Annotated in this window: 18 protein-coding genes; 7 read left to right on the plus strand and 11 right to left on the minus strand. The window is 69.1% G+C overall.

Features of this window, described 5'->3' with window-relative positions:
• The first annotated feature begins 7 nt into the window (after positions 1-7).
• The gene (locus tag AC5Y7V_RS03425) at positions 8-1,261 is read left to right on the plus strand and encodes a chloride channel protein (protein ID WP_499878625.1); all 1,254 of its coding nucleotides are present in this window, start codon (positions 8-10) and stop codon (positions 1,259-1,261) included.
• On the opposite strand, the gene AC5Y7V_RS03430 is transcribed toward AC5Y7V_RS03425, so the two are convergent.
• Together AC5Y7V_RS03430 and AC5Y7V_RS03435 are read right to left on the minus strand one after the other, a co-directional pair.
• A complete protein-coding gene (locus tag AC5Y7V_RS03430) occupies positions 1,258-2,103 on the minus strand; it encodes a MaoC/PaaZ C-terminal domain-containing protein (RefSeq protein ID WP_499878915.1) in 846 nt (281 codons plus the stop codon). The two genes, AC5Y7V_RS03425 and AC5Y7V_RS03430, sit on opposite strands and share 4 nt — an antisense overlap.
• Positions 2,103-3,479, minus strand: coding sequence for a 3-oxoacyl-ACP reductase (locus tag AC5Y7V_RS03435; RefSeq protein WP_499878626.1), 1,377 nt, complete (start codon positions 3,477-3,479; stop codon positions 2,103-2,105). The genes AC5Y7V_RS03430 and AC5Y7V_RS03435 overlap by 1 nt, the downstream gene beginning before the upstream one ends.
• Positions 3,480-3,629: 150 nt before the next feature.
• Here AC5Y7V_RS03435 and AC5Y7V_RS03440 point away from each other — a divergent pair, with 150 nt between their 5' ends.
• Positions 3,630-4,943, plus strand: a complete 1,314-nt coding sequence (locus AC5Y7V_RS03440) for an acetyl-CoA C-acetyltransferase (RefSeq protein WP_499878627.1) — start codon at positions 3,630-3,632, stop codon at positions 4,941-4,943.
• Between the two features lie 273 nt (positions 4,944-5,216).
• On the opposite strand, the gene AC5Y7V_RS03445 is transcribed toward AC5Y7V_RS03440, so the two are convergent.
• On the minus strand, positions 5,217-7,052 hold the full coding sequence (locus AC5Y7V_RS03445) for an acyl-CoA dehydrogenase (protein WP_499878628.1): 1,836 nt from the start codon (positions 7,050-7,052) through the stop codon (positions 5,217-5,219).
• 190 nt (positions 7,053-7,242) lie between these two features.
• Between AC5Y7V_RS03445 and AC5Y7V_RS03450 the strand changes: the two genes are divergently transcribed.
• Both AC5Y7V_RS03450 and AC5Y7V_RS03455 read left to right on the plus strand, forming a co-directional pair.
• Positions 7,243-8,277, plus strand: coding sequence for an isopenicillin N synthase family dioxygenase (locus tag AC5Y7V_RS03450; RefSeq protein ID WP_499878629.1), 1,035 nt, complete (start codon positions 7,243-7,245; stop codon positions 8,275-8,277).
• A gap of 5 nt (positions 8,278-8,282) precedes the next feature.
• Positions 8,283-8,771: a flavin reductase family protein gene (locus AC5Y7V_RS03455; RefSeq protein WP_499878916.1), complete on the plus strand. Its 489-nt coding sequence runs from the start codon at positions 8,283-8,285 to the stop codon at positions 8,769-8,771.
• Positions 8,772-8,795: 24 nt separating this feature from the next.
• Here AC5Y7V_RS03455 and AC5Y7V_RS03460 read toward each other — a convergent pair whose 3' ends face one another.
• The 4 genes from AC5Y7V_RS03460 to AC5Y7V_RS03475 all read right to left on the minus strand — a co-directional run bounded on the left by AC5Y7V_RS03460 (position 8,796) and on the right by AC5Y7V_RS03475 (position 12,717).
• A complete protein-coding gene (locus AC5Y7V_RS03460) occupies positions 8,796-9,545 on the minus strand; it encodes a succinate dehydrogenase/fumarate reductase iron-sulfur subunit (RefSeq protein ID WP_499878630.1) in 750 nt (249 codons plus the stop codon).
• A complete protein-coding gene (locus AC5Y7V_RS03465; protein ID WP_499878631.1) occupies positions 9,545-11,461 on the minus strand; it encodes a fumarate reductase/succinate dehydrogenase flavoprotein subunit in 1,917 nt (638 codons plus the stop codon). The genes AC5Y7V_RS03460 and AC5Y7V_RS03465 overlap by 1 nt, the downstream gene beginning before the upstream one ends.
• Before the next feature lie 42 nt (positions 11,462-11,503).
• On the minus strand, positions 11,504-12,331 hold the full coding sequence (sdhC, locus tag AC5Y7V_RS03470) for a succinate dehydrogenase subunit SdhC (protein ID WP_499878632.1): 828 nt from the start codon (positions 12,329-12,331) through the stop codon (positions 11,504-11,506).
• Positions 12,332-12,420: 89 nt separating this feature from the next.
• A complete protein-coding gene (locus tag AC5Y7V_RS03475) occupies positions 12,421-12,717 on the minus strand; it encodes an Rv0250c family protein (protein WP_499878633.1) in 297 nt (98 codons plus the stop codon).
• A gap of 105 nt (positions 12,718-12,822) precedes the next feature.
• On the opposite strand from AC5Y7V_RS03475, the gene AC5Y7V_RS03480 reads away from it, so the two are divergent.
• On the plus strand, positions 12,823-13,581 hold the full coding sequence (locus AC5Y7V_RS03480; RefSeq protein ID WP_499878634.1) for an isocitrate lyase/PEP mutase family protein: 759 nt from the start codon (positions 12,823-12,825) through the stop codon (positions 13,579-13,581).
• A 1-nt stretch (position 13,582) separates the two neighbouring features.
• Here AC5Y7V_RS03480 and AC5Y7V_RS03485 read toward each other — a convergent pair whose 3' ends face one another.
• A complete protein-coding gene (locus tag AC5Y7V_RS03485) occupies positions 13,583-14,032 on the minus strand; it encodes an Hsp20/alpha crystallin family protein (protein WP_499878635.1) in 450 nt (149 codons plus the stop codon).
• A 214-nt stretch (positions 14,033-14,246) separates the two neighbouring features.
• On the opposite strand from AC5Y7V_RS03485, the gene nirB reads away from it, so the two are divergent.
• Both nirB and nirD read left to right on the plus strand, forming a co-directional pair.
• Positions 14,247-16,811 carry a nitrite reductase large subunit NirB gene (gene nirB / locus AC5Y7V_RS03490; protein ID WP_499878636.1) on the plus strand — a complete coding sequence of 855 codons (2,565 nt, stop codon included), beginning with the start codon at positions 14,247-14,249 and terminating at the stop codon, positions 16,809-16,811.
• A 13-nt stretch (positions 16,812-16,824) separates the two neighbouring features.
• The gene (gene nirD / locus AC5Y7V_RS03495) at positions 16,825-17,190 is read left to right on the plus strand and encodes a nitrite reductase small subunit NirD (protein ID WP_499878637.1); all 366 of its coding nucleotides are present in this window, start codon (positions 16,825-16,827) and stop codon (positions 17,188-17,190) included.
• Here nirD and AC5Y7V_RS03500 read toward each other — a convergent pair.
• The 3 genes from AC5Y7V_RS03500 to AC5Y7V_RS03510 are packed head-to-tail and all read right to left on the minus strand — an operon-like array spanning position 17,187 to position 19,538.
• Complete coding sequence (locus tag AC5Y7V_RS03500; protein ID WP_499878638.1) at positions 17,187-17,636, minus strand: TetR/AcrR family transcriptional regulator; 450 nt, start codon at positions 17,634-17,636, stop codon at positions 17,187-17,189. The two genes, nirD and AC5Y7V_RS03500, sit on opposite strands and share 4 nt — an antisense overlap.
• A gap of 31 nt (positions 17,637-17,667) precedes the next feature.
• Positions 17,668-18,396: a sirohydrochlorin chelatase gene (locus AC5Y7V_RS03505; RefSeq protein ID WP_499878639.1), complete on the minus strand. Its 729-nt coding sequence runs from the start codon at positions 18,394-18,396 to the stop codon at positions 17,668-17,670.
• A complete protein-coding gene (locus AC5Y7V_RS03510) occupies positions 18,387-19,538 on the minus strand; it encodes a uroporphyrinogen-III synthase (RefSeq protein ID WP_499878640.1) in 1,152 nt (383 codons plus the stop codon). The genes AC5Y7V_RS03505 and AC5Y7V_RS03510 overlap by 10 nt, the downstream gene beginning before the upstream one ends.
• Between the last annotated feature and the right edge of the window lie 57 nt (positions 19,539-19,595).

The raw sequence follows: 19,595 nt of genomic DNA on the forward strand, positions 1-19,595 counted from the left end.
TCGTGGGGTGGCCCCTCCGCCCCGGGTGTCTCCCCGCCGTAACCTCGACTTCTTTTGCGCCGTAGTAATCGTCGGGTTGTTGGCCGGCGTCGCCGGGTTGGCGACGACGGAGGTGCTGCGGTTCGTCGAGCACGTCACCTACCACTACAGTTTCGGCCCGCTGCTGACCGGGATCACCGGCAGCAGCCCGGTCCGGCGCGCCCTGGGGCCCGTGGTCGGCGGAGCGCTGGCGGGACTGGGCTGGTGGATCCTGCGGCGGCGCACCCCGGTGCCTCCGCTGGAGGGGACCATCGCCCGCCGCGAGCCGATCCCGCGCCAGGCGTGGAGCGTTGACGCCGTGTTGCAGGTGCTGCTGGTCGGCTCCGGCGCATCCCTGGGCCGCGAGGGCGCCCCGCGCCAATTCGCCGCGGCCCTGGGCGATTTCGCGACCGCATGGCTCAAGCGGCTGTCCGGCCACGACCGCCAGGTCTTGCTGGCGTGCGCGGCCGGCGCGGGGCTGGGCGCCGTCTACGCCGTCCCGCTCGCCGGCGCGCTGTTCGCCGTGCGGATCATGCTGAACACCTGGCACCCCCGGGCGGTGGGCGCGGCCCTGCTCACGTCGAGCCTGGCCGTCGCGATCTGCTCGGCCGAAACGCACGATCAGCCGAGCCTGGCCTGGCCCAGTGCGGAGTCGTCGTACCTGCTGACCGCGCACGGGCTGATCCTGGCGCCGGTGACGCTCGCGGTGGGGTTGGCGTTCAACCGGCTGATGGCGGCGGCGCGGCCGGCCCGGTTGATGCGTTCGTGGGTGCTGGTCCCGGCGCTGGCCGGCGCGGGTGTGGTGATGGGCATCTGCTCGCATTGGTTCCCGGAGTTGCCCGGCAACGGACGCAGCATCCTGACCGTCAGCCTCGCCAGCCGGATGACGCTGTCGGCGGCACTGGTCATCCTGGTGTTGAAACCGCTGCTGACGGCGCTGTTCCTGCGCGCCGGCGGGGCGGGCGGAATGCTCACGCCCTCGCTGGCCACCGGCGCGGCCGCGGGGTCGGCCCTGGTGCTGGCCGTCAATTGGGCGGCCGGGACGCACCTGCACACGCCGGCGGTCTCGCTGGCCGGGGCCGCCGGGGTGCTCGCGGTGACCCAGGGCTCACCGATCTGGGCGGCGATCTTCGTCTGGGAGCTGGCCCACCCGCCGCTGTGGCTGTTCGGCGTCTTCCTGCTGACCGCCTGCGGCGCTTACGGATTGAAGGTGCTCGCGCTCGGTCGCCGGCCCGCGGGCTAGAGGGCCCGGACGCTGCCGGTCAGGTAGGGATACCCCTTCGCGACGTTGCGCAGCGACAGGTCCCAGCCGCCGTCGTCGCCCTGGTCGATGTACAGCCCCGCGGTGCCGGGCAGCACCAGCGGCTTGCCGAACCGCACCGAGTACTGCGCCGCGTCGGGAATCCTGGCCTCGATGTTCGCCAATACCGCGGCGGCGCTGAACATTCCGTGCGCGATGACGGTCGGAAAGCCGAACAGCTTGGCGGCGATCGGGTTGGTGTGGATCGGGTTGTGGTCGCCGCCGACCGCGGCGTAGCGGCGGATCTGGCCGGGGCTGATCCGCAGCACGGTGCTCGGCGGGGGCAGCTTCGGCTGCTTCTGCGGCGGCGGTTTGGGCTCGTCGGACAGGCTGGTGCGTTGCTGGTGCAGGAACGTGGTCACCTGGTGCCACGCGACGTCATTGCCGACGCTGACGTCGGTCACCAGATCCACCAGCAGGCCCTTGCGGTGTTCGCGCAGGTTCTCCGCGTGCACGCGCACGCCGACCGTGTCGGTCACCGCGATCGGGCGGTACTGCGTGATGCGGTTTTCGGTGTGCACCGATCCCATTGCGGCGAAAGGAAAGTCGAAGCCGGTCACCAGCGACATCATGGCGGGAAACGTCAACGCGAACGGGTAGGTCAGCGGCACATGGTTGCCGTAGCGCAGGCCGGTGACGCCGGCGTACTCGGCCACGTTCGTCTGGTCGATGGGCAGTTCCTCGACGGTCACCGTGCGGCTGGGCAGCTGGTCGGAGCGGGGCAGCAGGGGCAGCGCCCCGGCCGCCGCGCGCAGCATGTTTCTCAAACCGCTTGGCTGGTTCATCATGCCCCCAGCATCGCCTGGCCGCAGACGCGAATGACGTTGCCGGTCACCGCGTTCGACGCCGGGCTGGCGAAGTAGGCGATGGTCTCGGCGACGTCGACGGGCTGCCCACCCTGCAGCAGCGAGTTCATCCGCCGGCCGACCTCGCGGGTGGCCAGCGGGATGGCCGCGGTCATCTGGGTTTCGATGAAGCCCGGCGCGACGGCGTTGATCGTGATGCCCTTCTCGTAGAGCCCCGGCGCCAGCGCCTGGGTCAGCCCGATCATGCCGGCCTTGGTGGTGGCGTAGTTGGTCTGCCCGCGGTTGCCCGCGATACCGGCCATCGACGACAGGCCGATCACCCGGCCCCCCTCGCCGATGCTGCCGTTGCCGACCAGTCCCTCGGTAAGCCGTTGCGGGGCAAGCAGATTGACGGCAAGCACGGCGTCCCAGCGCGCGTCGTCCATGTTGGCCAGCAGCTTGTCGCGGGTGATGCCGGCGTTGTTGACCAGGACGTCGGCGTGCCCGGCGTAATGGTCGCGCAGGTGCTCGGTGATCAAGGCGGCGGCGTCGTCGGCGGTCACGTCCAGCCATAGCGGGGTGCCCCCGACCCGGCTGGCGGTCTCGGCGAGGGCCTCGGCGGCCGACTCCACGTCGATCGCCACGACGCGGGCCCCGTCGCGGGCGAACACCTCGGCGATGCAGGCGCCGATGCCGCGGGCGGCGCCGGTCACGATGGCCACCTTGCCGTCCAGCGGCCGTTCCCAGTCGGCCGGTGGGGTGGAGTCGGCCTCGCCGACGTAGAAGACCTGGCCGTCGACGTAGGCGGACTTGGCCGACAGGATGAACCGCATCGTCGATTCCAGGCCGGTGGCGGCGGGCTTGGCGTGCGGCGACAGGTACACCAGCTGCGCGGTGGACCCGTTGCGCAGCTCCTTGCCCAGCGAACGGGTGAAGCCTTCCAGCGCGCGCTGCGCGATGCGCTCGTCGGTGCCGGCGGCGGCGTCGGGCGTGGTGCCGACGACCACGACGCGCGCGTTGTGGCCCAGGTTGCGCAGCACCGGGGTGAAGAACTCGTAGAGGCCCTTGAGCCCGGATGGGGCCGTGATGCCGGTGGCGTCGAAAACCAGCCCGGCGAACTTGTCGGCCCAGCGGCCGCCCAGGTTGGCGCCCACCACGTCGTAGTCGGCATGCAGGGCCGCGCGCAGCGGCTCGGTCACCCGGCCCGGCTGGTCCTGGGGACCGCCGATCAGCAGGGAGCCCGCCAGCGGCGGCTCGCCGGGCTGGTACCGGCGAAGCGCCTCGGGCTGGGGAATGCCGAGTTGCTTTGCCAGAAACGATCCGGGGCCGGAGTTGACCACCTGCGAGAACAGATCGGACGAGCCTTTGGGAGCCACTGAGCTGCCTTCCATGTCGTTCGGTTGGGGAGTGCCCGTTATCGGCCAACCGTATCGGGACGAACTTACTTCAGAGTAAGAACAGTGGGTACTATGGCCAACAACGGCCGGTTCAAAAAGTGATGTACCCGGAGATGCACGGAGAGAAAAGTGGCCCCTGCGAGTTCTAAGACCAGGCGACCAGTCGCGGTACTGGGCGGCAACCGCATCCCGTTCGCGAGGTCGGACGGCGCGTACGCCGAGGCGTCTAACCAGGACATGTTCACTGCCGCCCTGGACGGGCTGGTGGACCGGTTCGGGCTGGCCGGCGAGCGGCTGGGCGTGGTGGTCGGCGGCGCCGTGCTCAAGCACAGCCGCGACTTCAACCTGACCCGCGAATGCGTGCTGGGCTCCGAGCTGTCGTCGTACACGCCCGCGTTCGACGTTCAGCAGGCGTGCGGGACGGGTCTGCAGGCCGCGATCGCCGCGGCCGACGGCGTCGCCTCCGGGCGCTACGAGGTGGCCGCCGCCGGCGGGGTGGACACCACCTCCGACCCGCCGATCGGCCTGGGCGACAACCTGCGCCGCCAGCTGCTCAAGCTGCGCCGGTCCAAGTCGAACCTGGAACGGCTCAAGCTGGCCGGTACGCTGCCCGCCACGCTGGGGATCGAGATCCCCGCCAACAGCGAGCCGCGCACCGGGTTGTCGATGGGCGAGCACGCCGCCATCACCGCCAAGCAGATGGGCATCAAGCGCGTCGACCAGGACGAGCTGGCCGTCGCCAGCCATCGCAACATGGCCGCCGCCTACGACCGCGGCTTTTTCGACGACCTCGTCACGCCCTTCCTCGGGCTTTACCGCGACGACAACCTGCGCGCCAACGCCAGCACCGAAAAGCTGGCGACGCTGCGCCCCGTGTTCGGGGTGAAGAACGGCGACGCCACGATGACGGCCGGCAATTCCACCCCGCTGACGGACGGCGCGTCGGTCGCGCTGCTGGCCAGCGAGGAGTGGGCGGCCGCCCACTCCCTGACTCCGCTGGCCTACCTGGTGGACGCGGAGACCGCCGCGGTGGACTACGTCAACGGGCGCGACGGGCTGTTGATGGCGCCGACGTACGCGGTGCCGCGCCTGCTGGCCCGGAACGGGCTGAGCCTGCAGGACTTCGATTTCTACGAGATCCACGAGGCGTTCGCATCGGTGGTGCTGGCCCACCTGCAGGCCTGGGAATCCGAGGAGTACTGCAAGGAGCGGCTGGGGCTCGACGCCGCGCTGGGGTCCATCGATCGCGCCAAGCTCAACGTCAACGGGTCGTCGCTGGCCGCCGGGCACCCCTTCGCGGCCACCGGCGGGCGGATCCTGGCGCAGGCCGCCAAGCAGCTGGCCGAGAAGAAGGCCGAGCAGAAGGGCGGCGGCACCCTGCGGGCGCTGATCTCCATCTGCGCCGCCGGCGGCCAGGGCGTGGCCGCGATCCTGGAGGCCTGATCGCGGCCTCAAACCTCGGGCCGCGAATGATTTCGGTCACAGTCGGTTACGAACCGGGGCTCTTGGGTATCCGAACGTCCGGATAGCCCCGTGTTGTGGTCTGACCCCCCGACCCCGACGGCAATACGGGGCATCCCTGAATCGGCCGCCGATCGTGCGCGGGGGGCGAAAAGGGCCGCCGCTGGAGTGAGGGGATCCAGCGGCGGTCTTTTTTGTTGCCGTGCAAAAAGCCCCGCTTCCGGCCGGAAGCGGGGCTTTTGCTGAGGTCCGGGTCTAGAACGCCGCCTCGTCGAGCTCCATGATCTCGTTGTCCAGCGTCTCGATGACCTCGCGGGTGCTGGCCAGCAGCGGCAGGAAGTTCTTCGCGAAGAACGATGCCACCGCGATCTTGCCCTCGTAGAAGGACCGCTCGGCGCCGCTGGCGCCGGCGTCCAGCGCCGCCACCGCAACCGCGGCCTGACGCTGCAGCAACCAGCCGATGACCAGGTCGCCGACGCTCATCAGGAAGCGCACCGAGCCCAGGCCCACCTTGTAGAGGCTGGTGACGTCCTCCTGCGCGGCCATCAGGTAGCCGGTCAGGGTGGCCGCCATGGCCTGCACATCGGTCAGCGCCTTGCCGAGCAGCTCGCGCTCGGTCTTGAGGCGGCCGTTGCCGGACTCGCTGTCGACGAACTTCTGGATCTCCCCGGACACGTGGGCCAGCGCCACACCCTTGTCGCGGACGATCTTGCGGAAGAAGAAGTCCTGCGCCTGGATGGCCGTGGTGCCCTCGTAGAGCGAGTCGATCTTGGCGTCACGGATGTACTGCTCGATCGGGTAGTCCTGCAGGAAGCCGGACCCACCGAACGTCTGCAGGCTCTCGGTCAGCTTGGCGTAGGCCTGCTCGGAGCCCACCCCCTTGACCACCGGCAGCATCAGGTCGTTGACCTTGACGGCCAGCTCGGCGTCCACACCGTGCAGCGCCTCGGCGACCGCCGCGTCCTGGTAGGTCGCGGTGAACAGGTACAGCGCGCGCAGACCCTCGGCGTAGGCCTTCTGGGTCATCAGCGACCGGCGCACATCGGGGTGGTGCGTGATCGTCACCCGCGGCGCGGTCTTGTCGGTCATCTGGGTCATGTCGGCGCCCTGCACCCGGGACTTCGCGTACTCCAACGCGTTCAGGTAGCCGGTGGACAGGGTCGCGATCGCCTTGGTGCCGACCATCATGCGGGCCTGCTCGATGACGTCGAACATCTGCGCGATGCCGTTGTGCACCTCGCCGACCAGCCAGCCCTTGGCGGGCACGCCGTGCTGGCCGAGCGAGAGCTCACAGGTCGCGGAGACCTTGAGGCCCATCTTGTGCTCGACGTTGGTGACGAACACGCCGTTGCGCTCGCCCAGCTCGCCCGTCTCGAAGTCGAACAGGAACTTGGGCACGAAGAACAGCGACAGGCCCTTGGTGCCCGGGCCGGCGCCCTCGGGGCGGGCCAGCACCAGGTGGAAGATGTTCTCGAACAGGTCGCCCGAGTCACCCGAGGTGATGAAGCGCTTCACGCCGTCGATGTGCCAGGAGCCGTCGTCCTGCTGGATCGCCTTGGTGCGCCCGGCGCCGACGTCCGAACCGGCGTCCGGCTCGGTCAGCACCATGGTCGAACCCCAGCCGCGCTCGGCGGCCAGCACGGCCCACTTCTTCTGCTCCTCGGTGCCGAGGTGGTAGAGGATGTTGGCGAATCCGGCGCCGCCCCCGTACATCCAGACGGCGGGGTTGGCGCCCAGGATGTGCTCGTGCAGCGCCCACAGCAGCGCCTTGGGCATCGGCATGCCGCCGAGCGCCTCGTCGATGCCGGCCTTGTCCCAACCGGCCTCGGTGACGGCGCGGACGGACTCCTTGAAGGATTCCGGCAGGGTCACCGAGTGGGTCTCGGGGTCGAAGACCGGCGGGTTGCGGTCGCCCTCGACGAACGACTCCGCGACCGGGCCCTCGGCCAGCCGGCTGATCTCGGACAGCATTTCCTGCGCGGTGTCGACGTCGAGGTCGCTGTACTCGCCCTGGCCTAATGCCTTGTCAACGCCGAAGACTTCGAACAGGTTGAATACCTGGTCACGGACGTTGCTCTTGTAGTGGCTCACTACGTTCCTCCTCGTTGAGAATGCCACTTGTGGTTGGGTACTAGGTCTAAGTTACCCACCAGTAACTGCCCTAAAATATAACCGTTATTGTCGCCGAAGCAAGCGAGTGTGAGCTAGATTCCACCGTCTAACTAACCAACCGGTTGGGCAGTCCCTTCTTGCGCGCCTGACCTGCGGAGATGATGTGGCCATGACGGACGTGAGGCGCGTCACAGCGCTGCCCGTGGTGGACCTTCGGGCCGCCCCGGAGGCCCTGCGCGAGGGCCTTCGGGAGGCCGCCCACGAGGTCGGCTTCTTCTATTTGATCGGCCACGACGTGCCCGCCGAACTCGCCGCCCGGGTGCTCGGCGCGGCGCGCCGCCTGTTCGCGCTGCCGGACGCCGCCAAGGACGCGATCGCGATGGTGCGCAGCCCGCATTTCCGCGGCTACACCCGCCTGGGCGGCGAGCTGACCCGGGGCCGGGTGGACTGGCGCGAGCAGATCGACCTTGGCCCCGAACGCCCCCCGATCGGCGGCTCCGGCAGGCCGGACTACCTGTGGCTGCAGGGCCCGAACCAGTGGCCGCCGGCCCTGCCCGAATTGCCCGGGATCGTCGACGAGTGGGATGCCGCGCTTTCCGCCGTGGCCCGCACCCTGCTCCGGCACTGGGCGGCGTCGCTGGGTAGCCCGCCGGACACGTTCGACGCCGCGTTCGCCGACGCGCCGGCCACGCTGATCAAGATCATCCGGTACCCCGCCCGCGCGGCCAGCCCCCAGGGCGTGGGTGCGCACCGCGACGCCGGCGTGCTCACGCTGCTGCTCGCCGAGCCGGGCAGCCACGGCCTGCAGGTGCGACGGGACGGCCACGAGGGCTGGATCGACGTGCCGCCGGTGGAGGGCGCCTTCATCGTCAACATCGGCGAGCTGCTCGAGGTGGCCACGGGCGGCTACCTGCGGGCCACCGAGCATCGGGTGAACCTGGGTCGCCCGGCCGAGGAGCGCATTTCGGTGCCGTACTTCTTCAACCCGCGACTGGACGCTCAGATCCCGGTGCTGGCGCTGCCCGCGGAATTGGCGGCGCGGGCCACGAAACGGGACGATCCGTCGGACCCGATCTTTTCGGTCTACGGCCGGAATGCGTGGAAGAGCAGGTTGCGGGCGCATCCGGATGTGGCTTCAGCCCACGGATATTCGGCAGGTAGGGTCGGGGGCGAGAATTCCGTTCTCGGCGCAAGGGGCGAATGACCGCGGTGAACCCGAACAAGAATCTGACGCCGTCCACGCTTCGTGAGGCGTTCGGCCACTTTCCGTCCGGCGTGGTGGCAATCGCCGCCGAGGTCGAGGGGATCCGAGAAGGCTTGGCGGCCAGCACCTTCGTCCCCGTCTCGCTCGAGCCGCCGCTGGTGTCGTTCTGCGTGCAGAACACCTCGACGACCTGGCCCAAACTCAAGGCCGTGCCGATGCTGGGCATCAGCGTGCTCGGCGAGGTCCATGACGCGGCGGCGCGCACGTTGGCGGCCAAGACCGGGGACCGATTCGCCGGCCTGGAGACGGTGTCCTACAACAGCGGTGCGGTGTTCATCAAGGGCACCGGCCTGTGGCTGGAGAGCGCGATCGAGCAACTGATCCCGGCGGGGGACCACACCATCGTGGTGCTGCGGGTCAACGAGGTGACGGTCGACGCCGAGGTGGCGCCCATAGTGTTCCACCGCAGCACGTTTCGCCGGCTCGGCGTCTAGGCGACAGCGCAGACTCGGCGGACCCTAGCCGCGGCGGAAGAGCTTGTTGCCCAGCCAAACCACGGGATCGTACTTGCGGTCGGCGACCCGCTCTTTCATCGGGATCAGCGCGTTGTCGGTGATCTTGATGTTCTCGGGGCACACCTCGGTGCAGCACTTGGTGATGTTGCAGTAGCCCAGGCCGTGCTCTTCCTGCGCCTGGTTGCGCCGGTCCCGCGTATCCAGCGGGTGCATCTCCAGCTCGGCGATGCGCATCAGGTAGCGCGGCCCGGCGAACGCCTTCTTGTTCTCCTCGTGGTCGCGGACCACGTGGCAGACGTTCTGGCACAGGAAGCACTCGATGCACTTACGGAACTCCTGCGAGCGCTGCACGTCGACCTGCGCCATCCGGTACTCGCCGGGCTGCAGGTCCTTGGGCGGCGCGAAAGACGGTATCTCGCGGGCCTTTTCGTAGTTGAACGAGACGTCGGTCACCAGGTCGCGAATCACCGGGAACGTCCGCAGCGGCGTGACGGTCACGACCTCGTCCTCGGCGAACGTGGACATCCGGGTCATGCACATCAAGCGGGGGTAGCCGTTGATCTCCGCCGAGCACGACCCGCACTTGCCGGCCTTGCAGTTCCACCGCACCGCGAGGTCGGGCGTCTGGGTCTGCTGCAGGCGATGGATGATGTCGAGCACCACCTCGCCCTCGTTGACCTCGACGGTGAAGTCCTCCAGCGCGCCGCCGGCCTCGTCGCCGCGCCACACCCGCAGGGTCGCGTTGTAGCTCATCAGCCTCTCCGTCCTGGGTGGTCGGCCAGTTCTCCGTCGGTGTAGTACTTCTCCAGCTCGGAGATCTCGAAGAGCTCCAGCAGATCGGGCCGCATCGGCACCTGCTCCTGGCGCGTGATGCTGACGTCGGGCAACACCTCGTCGCTCCCGGAGGCGCGGCAGACCAGCAACACATTGCGCCAGGACGGGTCCATCGACGGGTGATCGTCGCGGGTGTGCCCGCCGCGGCTCTCGGTGCGCTCCAGCGCGGCCTTCGCCACGCATTCGCTGACCAGCAGCATGTTGCGCAGGTCGATGGCCAGGTTCCAGCCGGGGTTGTACCGGCGCTGCCCCTCGACGTGGATGTTCTTGAACCGCTCGCGCAGTTTGTCGAGCCGGCCGAGGGCCTCGGAGACCTCCTCCGCCTTGCGGATGATGCCCACCAGATCGTTCATCGACTGCTGCAGTTCCAGCTGCAGGGTGTACGGGTTCTCGGCCGCGGCGCCGTTCGTCGGTCCCTCGAAGGGCGCGAGCGCGCGCTGGGCCGCCGTCTCGACGGCGTCCTCCGCGACCGTGGGGCGGCTGCTCAGCGCCCGCACGTAGTCGGCGGCCCCGAGGCCGGCGCGCCGGCCGAACACCAGCAGGTCCGACAGCGAGTTGCCGCCCAGCCGGTTGGAGCCGTGCATGCCGCCCGAGCACTCGCCGGCCGCGAACAGGCCGGGGACGGTGGCCGCGCCCGTGTCGGCGTCGACCTCCACGCCGCCCATCACGTAGTGGCAGGTGGGCCCGACTTCCATTGGCTCCTTGGTGATGTCGACCCCGGCCAGCTCCTTGAACTGGTGGTACATCGACGGCAGCCGCCGCTTGATCTCGTCGGGCGTCAGCCGGGACGCGATGTCGAGGTAGACCCCGCCGTGCGGGCTGCCGCGGCCGGCCTTGACCTCCGAGTTGATCGCCCGCGCGACCTCATCGCGCGGCAGCAGGTCCGGGGTGCGCCGGGCCGAGTCGTTGTCCTTGAGCCATTGATCGGCCTCTTGTTCGGTTTCGGCGTACTGGCCCTTGAACACCGGCGGGATGTACTCGAACATGAAGCGCTTGCCGTCGGAGTCCTTCAGCACGCCGCCGTCGCCGCGAACGCCCTCGGTGACCAGGATCCCCTTCACGCTCGGCGGCCACACCATGCCCGTCGGGTGGAACTGCACGAACTCCATGTTGATCAGCGTCGCGCCGGCCCGTAGCGCCAGGGCGTGGCCGTCGCCGGTGTACTCCCACGAGTTCGAGGTGACCTTGAACGACTTGCCGATGCCGCCGGTGGCCAGCACCACCGCGGGCGCCTCGAACAGGACGAAGTTGCCGCTTTCGCGCCAGTAGCCGAACGCCCCGGCGATCGCGTCCCCGTCCTTGATCAGCTCGGTGATGGCGCATTCGGCGAACACCTTGATGCGCGCCTCGTAGTCGCCGAGCTCGGCGAAATCCTCCTGCTGCAGCGAGACGATCTTCTGCTGCATGGTGCGGATCAGCTCCAGCCCGGTGCGGTCGCCGACGTGCGCCAGCCGCGGGTAGGTGTGCCCGCCGAAGTTGCGCTGGCTGATCTTGCCGTCCTTGAGGCGGTCGAACAGCGCGCCGTAGGTCTCCAGCTCCCAGACCCGGTCCGGGGCCTCCTTGGCGTGCAGCTCGGCCATCCGCCAGTTGTTGAGGAACTTCCCGCCGCGCATGGTGTCGCCGAAGTGGGTCTTCCAGTTGTCCTTCGGGTTGGTGTTGCCCATGGATGCCGCGCAGCCGCCCTCGGCCATCACCGTGTGTGCCTTGCCGAACAGTGACTTGGACACCACCGCGACCTTGAGGCCCCGCTCGCGCGCCTCGATGACCGCGCGCAATCCCGCGCCGCCGGCGCCGATGACGACTACGTCGTAGGCATGCCGCTCGACCTCAACCATGAAACCTCGCTCAGCTCTCTCTATAATCGGCGAAATGGCTTGTCAGCCAACAAATCTCAGGTCAGGAATGGTGCCGCTGGCCACCAGCGCGATGTAGAAGTCGGTGAGCATCAGGGTGCCCAGCGTGATCCACGCGAACAGCTTGTGCCGGGTGTTGATGGCGCTGACCTTGGTCCAGATCCAGTACCGCACAGGGTTCTTGGAGAAGTGCTTGAGCCGTCCGCCGGTCACGTGCCGGCACGAGTGGCAGGACAGCGTGTAGATCCACAGCATGATGACGTTGCCGAGCAGGATCAGGTTGCCCAGGCCGAAGCCGAATCCACCGGGCCCGCTGTCGGAATGGAACGCGACGATCGCGTCGTAGGTGTTGATCACCGAGATGATGCCGGCGATGTAGAAGAAGTAGCGGTGGGTGTTCTGGACGATCAGCGGGAACTTGGTCTCGCCGGTGTAGTGCACGCGGGGCTCGGCCACCGCGCAGGCGCTGGGCGACTGCCACACGGTGCGGTAGTAGGCGCCCCGGTAGTAGTAGCAGGTCAGCCGGAACAGCAGCAGGAACGGCAGCGACAGCGCCGCGTAGGGCAGCCACCAGACGTCGGGCAGGAACTGCGGCCAGATGTCGCCGGCCTCACCGCAGGCCTTGCTGACGCACGGCGAGTAGAACGGCGTCAGGTAGTGGTACTTCGGGACGAAGAAGTAGTTCTGCTGGAACGCGCGCGCCGTCGCGTAGATGACGAAAGCCGCGAAGCCCAGGTCGATCCGCAACGGTGACATCCACCACCGGTCGGTGCGTAGGGTCCGCTGCGGGATGCGGGCGCGTGTGGGTGAAAAGACACCGGACGCAGGACGGTTCGCCGTGGGTGCGCTCATCTAGTGTTCCTCTTCGAACGGGCTGTCTGTCGAAGGGTACACAGAGCAAACCCCCTGTTTCGCGGGGGGCTTGAAGTTGTCCGAGGTTGTCAGGACCTGTTGTGACCCCCGACACCCTCGTCGTCGACATCGCGCCAGAAATCGGTGTCGTACTGGGTGTCGGGAATGACGATCTTGTCGCCGGACTGCTGCACCGTGGCGCGGTCCAGGTCCAACTCGGAGACGTCGGTGTCGAGCAGTTCGACGTCGGACAGGATCCGGTCTGCGTCGATGACGATGCGGCGCATCGCCGGGCTGTCGCCGTACCGCGCCCGCAATGAGCTCACGCACCGCCGCAGGCCACCGATGAGGTCGTGCAGTTCGGCGAGTTCGGTCGTGGTACCCAACGGATCTCCTACTACTTCTTCGGGCGTTCTTTCGGGCGCAGACGGTGTTGCGGATCACAGTACGCCCTCGATAGTAGCCACCGTCGCGGCCTAATGTCGGACACCATGACAGGCCAAACGACCGCCCAGCGCGCCACGGCGCTGCTCGCACTGCACCGGCCGGGTGACCCGGTGATCCTGCCGACGGTGTGGGACGCGTGGTCGGCCCGCCTGGCCGTCGACGCCGGATTCGCCGCGCTCACCGTGGGCAGCCACCCGCTGGCCGACTCGATCGGCAAGCCGGACGGCGAGGGCATGTCGTTCGACGACGTGCTGGCCCGGGTCAGCCAGATCACCGCCGCGGTCGACGTCCCGGTGTCGGTGGACGTGGAATCGGGGTACGGGCAGCCGGCGGCCCGCCTGATCGAAGGCCTGCTAGGCGTCGGCGCCGTCGGGCTGAACATCGAGGACACGGTGCACTCGGAGGGCAAGCGGCTGCGCTCCGCCGCCGAGCACGCCGAGCTGGTGGCGGCGCTGCGCTCGGCGGCCGACGCGGCCGGCGTGCACGTCGTGATCAACGCGCGCACCGATCTGTTCCTGCGCCGTGACGGCGACGACGCCGACCGCGTCGAGCGGGCGGTGGCGCGGCTGACGGAGGCCGCCGCCGCGGGCGCCGACGTCCTCTATCCCGTGGGCTACCACGACCCGGAGACGTTGCGGCGCTTGGCCGCCGAGCTGCCGCTGCCGATCAACGCGTTCGCGCGGCCCGACCAGGACGACCCCGCGGCGTTTGGACCGCTCGGGGTCGCCCGGGTCAGCTTCGGCCCCTTCCTGCAGGCCGCACTGGCGGTCCGGGCCAAGGAGCTGCTGGCCCGCTGGACCTGAATTACTTCGTGATCGCGATGCGCTGCGGCTCGGTTCCGGCCGGGTCCTTATAGGCGCCGACGACCCGGACGGTCAGCACGCCGTCGTCGTACGAGGCGCTGATGGCCTCGCCGGTGACGTGCGTGGGCAGCCGGAACGACCGGCGGAATGATCCGTACCGAATCTCACGCAGAGTGCGGCCGTTCGCCTCCTCCGCGTGCTCGTCGCGGTGTTCGCCATGGATGACCAGCCGGTTCTTGTCGACCTCGACGTTGACGTCCTTCTCTACGTCGACACCGGGCAGCTCCAGGCGCACCACCGCGTCATCGCCGTCCTTGACGATCTCGGCGGCAGGGGTGAAACCGCTGCTCAGCGGCTTGGCCCAGTCCGTTGCCGCGGCGGGGCCGAAGAAGTCGCGCAACCACCGGTCGGTGTCCCAGGCCGGTCGCGACCACAATGCGAGGTTGGTCATGGGGATCTCCTTATGCTTCATTGTGAGTTTGCTGTGACCGGCGCCTTGCCGGCCGGCTATTTCTACAAACATGAGTCGACCACGCTAAAGTTCCACTCGGGCGTTCGCCCGCGGCGAACAGTTTCACAGCCGTGCTTGTGAGGTGTGAGCACGCCGTCATGTGGGTGTCACATTGGGCGATTCCGAGTTAATTTCCCGCCCCTACCCTCATGGCATGGCCCAATCCGAAACCTGGTGCGCGGACAGTGCTGCGCGTCACGTCGTTGTGGTCGGGCACGGCATGGTCGGCCACCGGCTGGTCGAGGCGCTGCGCGCCCGCGACGCCGAAGGGCGTTGGAGCATCACGGTTTTGGCCGAAGAAGGCGACGCCGCCTACGACCGTGTCGGTTTGACCTCCTACACCGAAAGCTGGGATCGGCAACTGCTGGCGCTGCCCGGCAACGACTACGCCGGCGACGACCGCGTCCGGCTGCTGCTGAACGCCCGCGTCACCGAAATCGACCGCGACACAAAGACCGTGGTGACCGCCGACGGTCAGCGGCACGGCTACGACGCCCTGGTGCTGGCCACCGGGTCCTACGCGTTCGTCCCGCCGGTGCCCGGCCACGACCTGCCGCAGTGCCACGTCTACCGCACGCTCGACGACCTCGACGCGATCCGCGCCGACGCCCAGCGCACGGTGCAGGCCGGCCACGCCACCGCGGGGGTGGTCATCGGCGGCGGCCTGCTGGGGCTCGAGGCCGCTAATGCGGTGCGCCAGTTCGGGTTGCAGACGCACGTCGTCGAGATGATGCCGCGGCTGATGGCCCAGCAGATCGACGAGGCCGGTGGCGCGCTGCTGGCCAGGATGGTCACCGAACTCGACATCGCGGTGCATGTCGGGACGGGCACCGAATCGATCGAAGCCGTCGCGCATCCGGACGGCTCGACGTCGGCGCGGGTGCGCCTGACCGACGGCGAGCTGATCGACGCCGGCGTGGTGATCTTCGCGGCCGGCATCCGGCCGCGCGACGAGCTGGCGGCGGCCGCCGGGCTGGAGCGCGCCGAGCGGGGCGGCGTGCTCACCGATTTGTCCTGCCGGACAAGCGATCCCGACATCTATGCGATCGGCGAGGTCGCGGCGATCGGCGGGCGGTGCTACGGCCTGGTGGGCCCGGGCTACACCTCGGCCGAGGTGGTGGCGGACCGGCTGCTGGACGGCGGCGCGGAATTCGGCGAAGCGGACCTGTCGACGAAGCTCAAGCTGCTCGGCGTCGACGTCGCCAGCTTCGGCGACGCGATGGGGGCGACCGAGAACTGCCTCGAGGTCGCCATCAACGACGCGGTGAACCGGACCTACGCCAAGCTGGTGCTGTCCGACGACGCCAAGACCCTGCTCGGCGGGGTGCTGGTGGGCGACGCCTCGTCGTACGGGGTGCTGCGGCCCATGGTGGGCAGCGAGCTGCCGGGCGATCCGCTGGCGCTGATCGCCCCGGCCCAGGCCGACGGCGCGCCGGGCCTCGGCGTGGGCGCGCTGCCCGATTCGGCGCAGATCTGCTCGTGCAACAACGTCAGCAAGGGTGACCTGAAGGGCGCGATCGCCGGCGGTTGCGCCGACGTGCCCGCGCTCAAGTCGTGCACGGCCGCGGGCACCTCGTGCGGGTCGTGCGTGCCGCTGCTCAAGCAGCTGCTGGAAGCCGAGGGCGTGGAACAGTCCAAGGCGCTGTGCGAGCACTTCAGCCAGTCGCGGGCGGAGCTTTTCGAGATCATCACCGCCACCGAGATCCGGACGTTCTCGGGCCTGCTGGAGCGCTTCGGCCGCGGAAAGGGTTGCGACATCTGCAAACCGGTGGTCGCGTCGATCTTGGCGTCCACCGGCTCGGACCACATCCTCGAGGGCGAGCAGGCCTCGCTGCAGGATTCCAACGACCACTTCCTGGCCAACATCCAAAAGAACGGCAGCTACTCGGTGGTCCCGCGGGTCCCCGGCGGTGACATCAAGCCGGAGCACCTGATCCTGATCGGACAGATCGCGCAGGACTTCGGGCTGTACACCAAGATCACCGGCGGCCAGCGAATCGACCTGTTCGGCGCCCGCGTGGACCAGCTGCCGCAGATCTGGAAGCGGCTCGTCGATGGCGGCATGGAATCCGGACACGCCTACGGCAAGGCCCTGCGCACTGTGAAGAGCTGCGTGGGCAGCGACTGGTGCCGCTACGGCCAGCAGGATTCGGTTCAGCTGGCCATCGACCTGGAGCTGCGGTACCGCGGGCTGCGCGCGCCGCACAAGATCAAGCTCGGCGTCTCCGGTTGCGCGCGCGAATGCGCCGAGGCGCGCAGCAAGGACGTGGGCGTCATCGCCACCGAAAAGGGTTGGAACCTCTACGTCGGCGGCAACGGCGGCATGACGCCCAAGCACGCCCAGCTGCTGGCCAGCGATCTGGACACCGAGACGCTGGTCCGCTACGTCGACCGGTTCCTCATGTACTACATCCGGACGGCCGACCGGCTGCAGCGCACCGCGCCGTGGGTCGAATCGCTGGACGGCGGACTGGATCACGTGCGCGAGGTCGTGTGCGACGACTCCCTGGGCCTGGCCGAGGAATTCGAGGCCGCGATGGAGCGGCACGTGCAGAACTACAAGTGCGAATGGAAGGGCGTGCTGGAGGACCCGGACAAGCTGTCGCGGTTCGTGTCCTTCGTCAACGCCCCCGACGCCGTCGATTCGACGGTGACGTTTACCGAACGCGCCGGGCGCAAAGTCCCTGTGCCCATTGGCATGCCGCGGGTCCGGTCGTAATCAAGGAGACACGATGACTCTTCTCAATGACGCTCAAGACATTCAGGTGTGGACCACCGCCTGCGCCTACGACCGCCTGATTCCCGGGCGCGGCGTCGGGGTGCTCCTCGACGACGGCTCGCAGGCGGCGCTGTTCCGGCTGGACGACGGGTCGGTGCACGCGGTCGGCAACGTCGACCCGTTCTCCGGAGCGGCCGTGCTGTCGCGCGGGATCGTCGGGGACCGCGGCGGCCGGGTCACCGTCCAATCACCCATCCTCAAGCAGGCTTTCGCGCTGGAGGACGGCTCCTGCCTGGACGATCCCCGCGTGTCGGTGCCGGTCTACCCGGCGCGGGTGACGCCCGACGGCCACATCCAGATCGGGCGCGCCGCGGCCTAGCCGATGTCCCCGACCAGGTAGCGCTGCATCGTCGGGCCGATCGCGTCGACGATCGCCTCGACCGACATCGAGTGCAGCGGTTCGGAGCGCACGCCGTAGCGCATGATGCCGAGACCCACCAACTGGGAGGCGCACAGCGACGCCCGCACGGCGACCTTATCGGCCCCCAGGATTTTCAGCAGCGGGCCGAAGACCGGGCCGATGAACATGCCCTGCACGATCTCGGCGGTCTTGGCCAGCCCGGTGGACGCGACCGCGCTGGCCGCGAAGGGTCCGCCGCCGGCCGCGTCCCAGGTGGTGATCAGCATGTACAACGTCCGCCGGCCCACCTGGTTGACCCCGCCGGTGACGATCCGGTCGATGAACTCCGGTGTGCCGAAGGGCAACCGCAGCATCTTGGCCACCGGGTCGAGCAGCCCACGCGATGGCTCTTCGCGACGCGGCATGTTGCAAGGATCGCCGGAATGCGATCAAAGATCAAGCATGACTCGAAAGCGCGTGGGGGGCTTGGCTTCGCCGCCGCGGGAGCCCGGGTGCGGCCCGGCGGAAGCGGTTCGCGACCAGCCGCGCCAGCCCGGGATGGGTGCCGAGCGGCTGGGTGACCACGTCGGCGCCGCTGGCCCGCAGGCGCTGCTGGAACAGGCCGTCGGCCAGTAGGTAGGAGGCGACGACGACGCGCCCCGCGCCGCCGCGGCGGGCCGCCGCGACCGCGTCGGCCACCGACGGTTCGCCGGTGGCTGCGAATCCCAGTCGCACCCGCGATCCCACCAACGCCGACAACGTGGTCGCGGTCACGTGCAGGTCGGCGCGCGCCCTGGCATCCGTGGTGCCGGCCGCCGCGAGGATCACCGAATCGCCTGGCCGCCAACCGGATTCCACCAGCTGGTCGGCGACTATCCGCGCGATCTCCCCACTCGGTCCCAGCGCGGGGGTGACGGTGGCGTTCGGGTGCCCGCTGGCCGCCACGTGGGCGGGCACGTCGGTGCGCACGTGATACCCGCGCGACAGGAAGGCCGGGACCACGACGGCGGGATGGCCGGTGGCCGCCGCCCGCGACAGCACCTCACCGGGCGTCGGGCCCAACACGTCGACGAACGCGACCTGCACCCGGCGCTCGAGCAGCGCGCTAACCTGCGCCGCGAGGTCTCCGATCATCGCGACACCGCCGGGCCTGCGGGTGCCGTGCGCCGCCAGGATCAGGTCCATCGGGCACCGCCCGGCGGGTCGATGGCCAGCCGGTAACCCCGCTTGACCACCGTTGCGATGATGTTCTTGTCGCCCAACGCCGTTCGCAGCCGCAACACGGCGGTGTCGACGGCGTGCGGATCGTTGCTGCTGCCCGGCAGCACCCGCAAAAGTTCGTTGCGCGCGACGACGTCGCCGGGGCGTTGCGCCAGCGCGCGCAGCACCGACATCCCGGACGGCGACAGCAGCTTGATGTCACCGTCCACCAGCACGCACGTTCCGCGGATGTCGATCGTGTGGCCGGCTACCTGGACCGTGGACGACCCCAGCAGGGGCAGCTCCTCGGCGATGTGGCGGGCCAAGGCGCCCAACCGCATTCGTGCCGGCGATGACGTCGGGACGCCCTTGCGGATCAGCGGTTTGGACGTCACCGGGCCGACGCACATCGCATGCACGTCGGTGCGCAGGGCCTCCAGCACCTGGTCCTCGACGGCCAGATCGCGACTGCGTTCCAGCACCGCCGCCGCCGCGGGCGCCGACGTGAAGGTGACCGCGTCGAACTGCCGCCGAGCGATCCCGGTCACCAGCAAATCGAAATCGCCGCCCAACGGTGTTGATTTCCACCGGTACACCCGGATGGGCACCACCTCGGCGCCCGCGAAACGCAGGCCGCCGATGAATTCCGGGAACGGGTCCCACGCGTCGGCGGCGCCGTGCAGCTGGATGGCGATGCGCAGCCCGGACACGCCCGACTCGAGCAGATACTCGAGCACCTCCTGTGAGGATTCGGACTCAGGAGACCACTCCTCGTGCAGCCCGGCGGCGCGCACCGCGCCGGTGCCCTTGGGCCCCCGCGACACGATCCGGGTCTTCGACAACGACGCGATCAGCTGGTTGGCCAGCCCCCATCCCTCGGCGGCCGCCAGCCAGCCGCGGAAGCCGATACCGGTGTGCACGACCAGGATGTCGGGCGGTTGTGCGATCAAAGCCTCAGTGTGGCTTTGCAATTCGTCGTCCTCGGGCAGCGCGATCATGTTGATCGCGGGCGCGCTGCAGACCTCTGCGCCCTGCCGACTCAGCAGCGCGCAGAGTTCCTCCGCGCGCCGGGATGAAGTGACCGCGACCCGGTAGCCGGCCAGCGGCGTGGACCTCGGCTGAGCCATAAGACCTGTGTATGCCTGGGACGTTTCCGCCGCGTTACCACGCAATTGCTGCAGCAT

Source organism: Mycobacterium sp. NGS34, assembly GCF_059812845.1.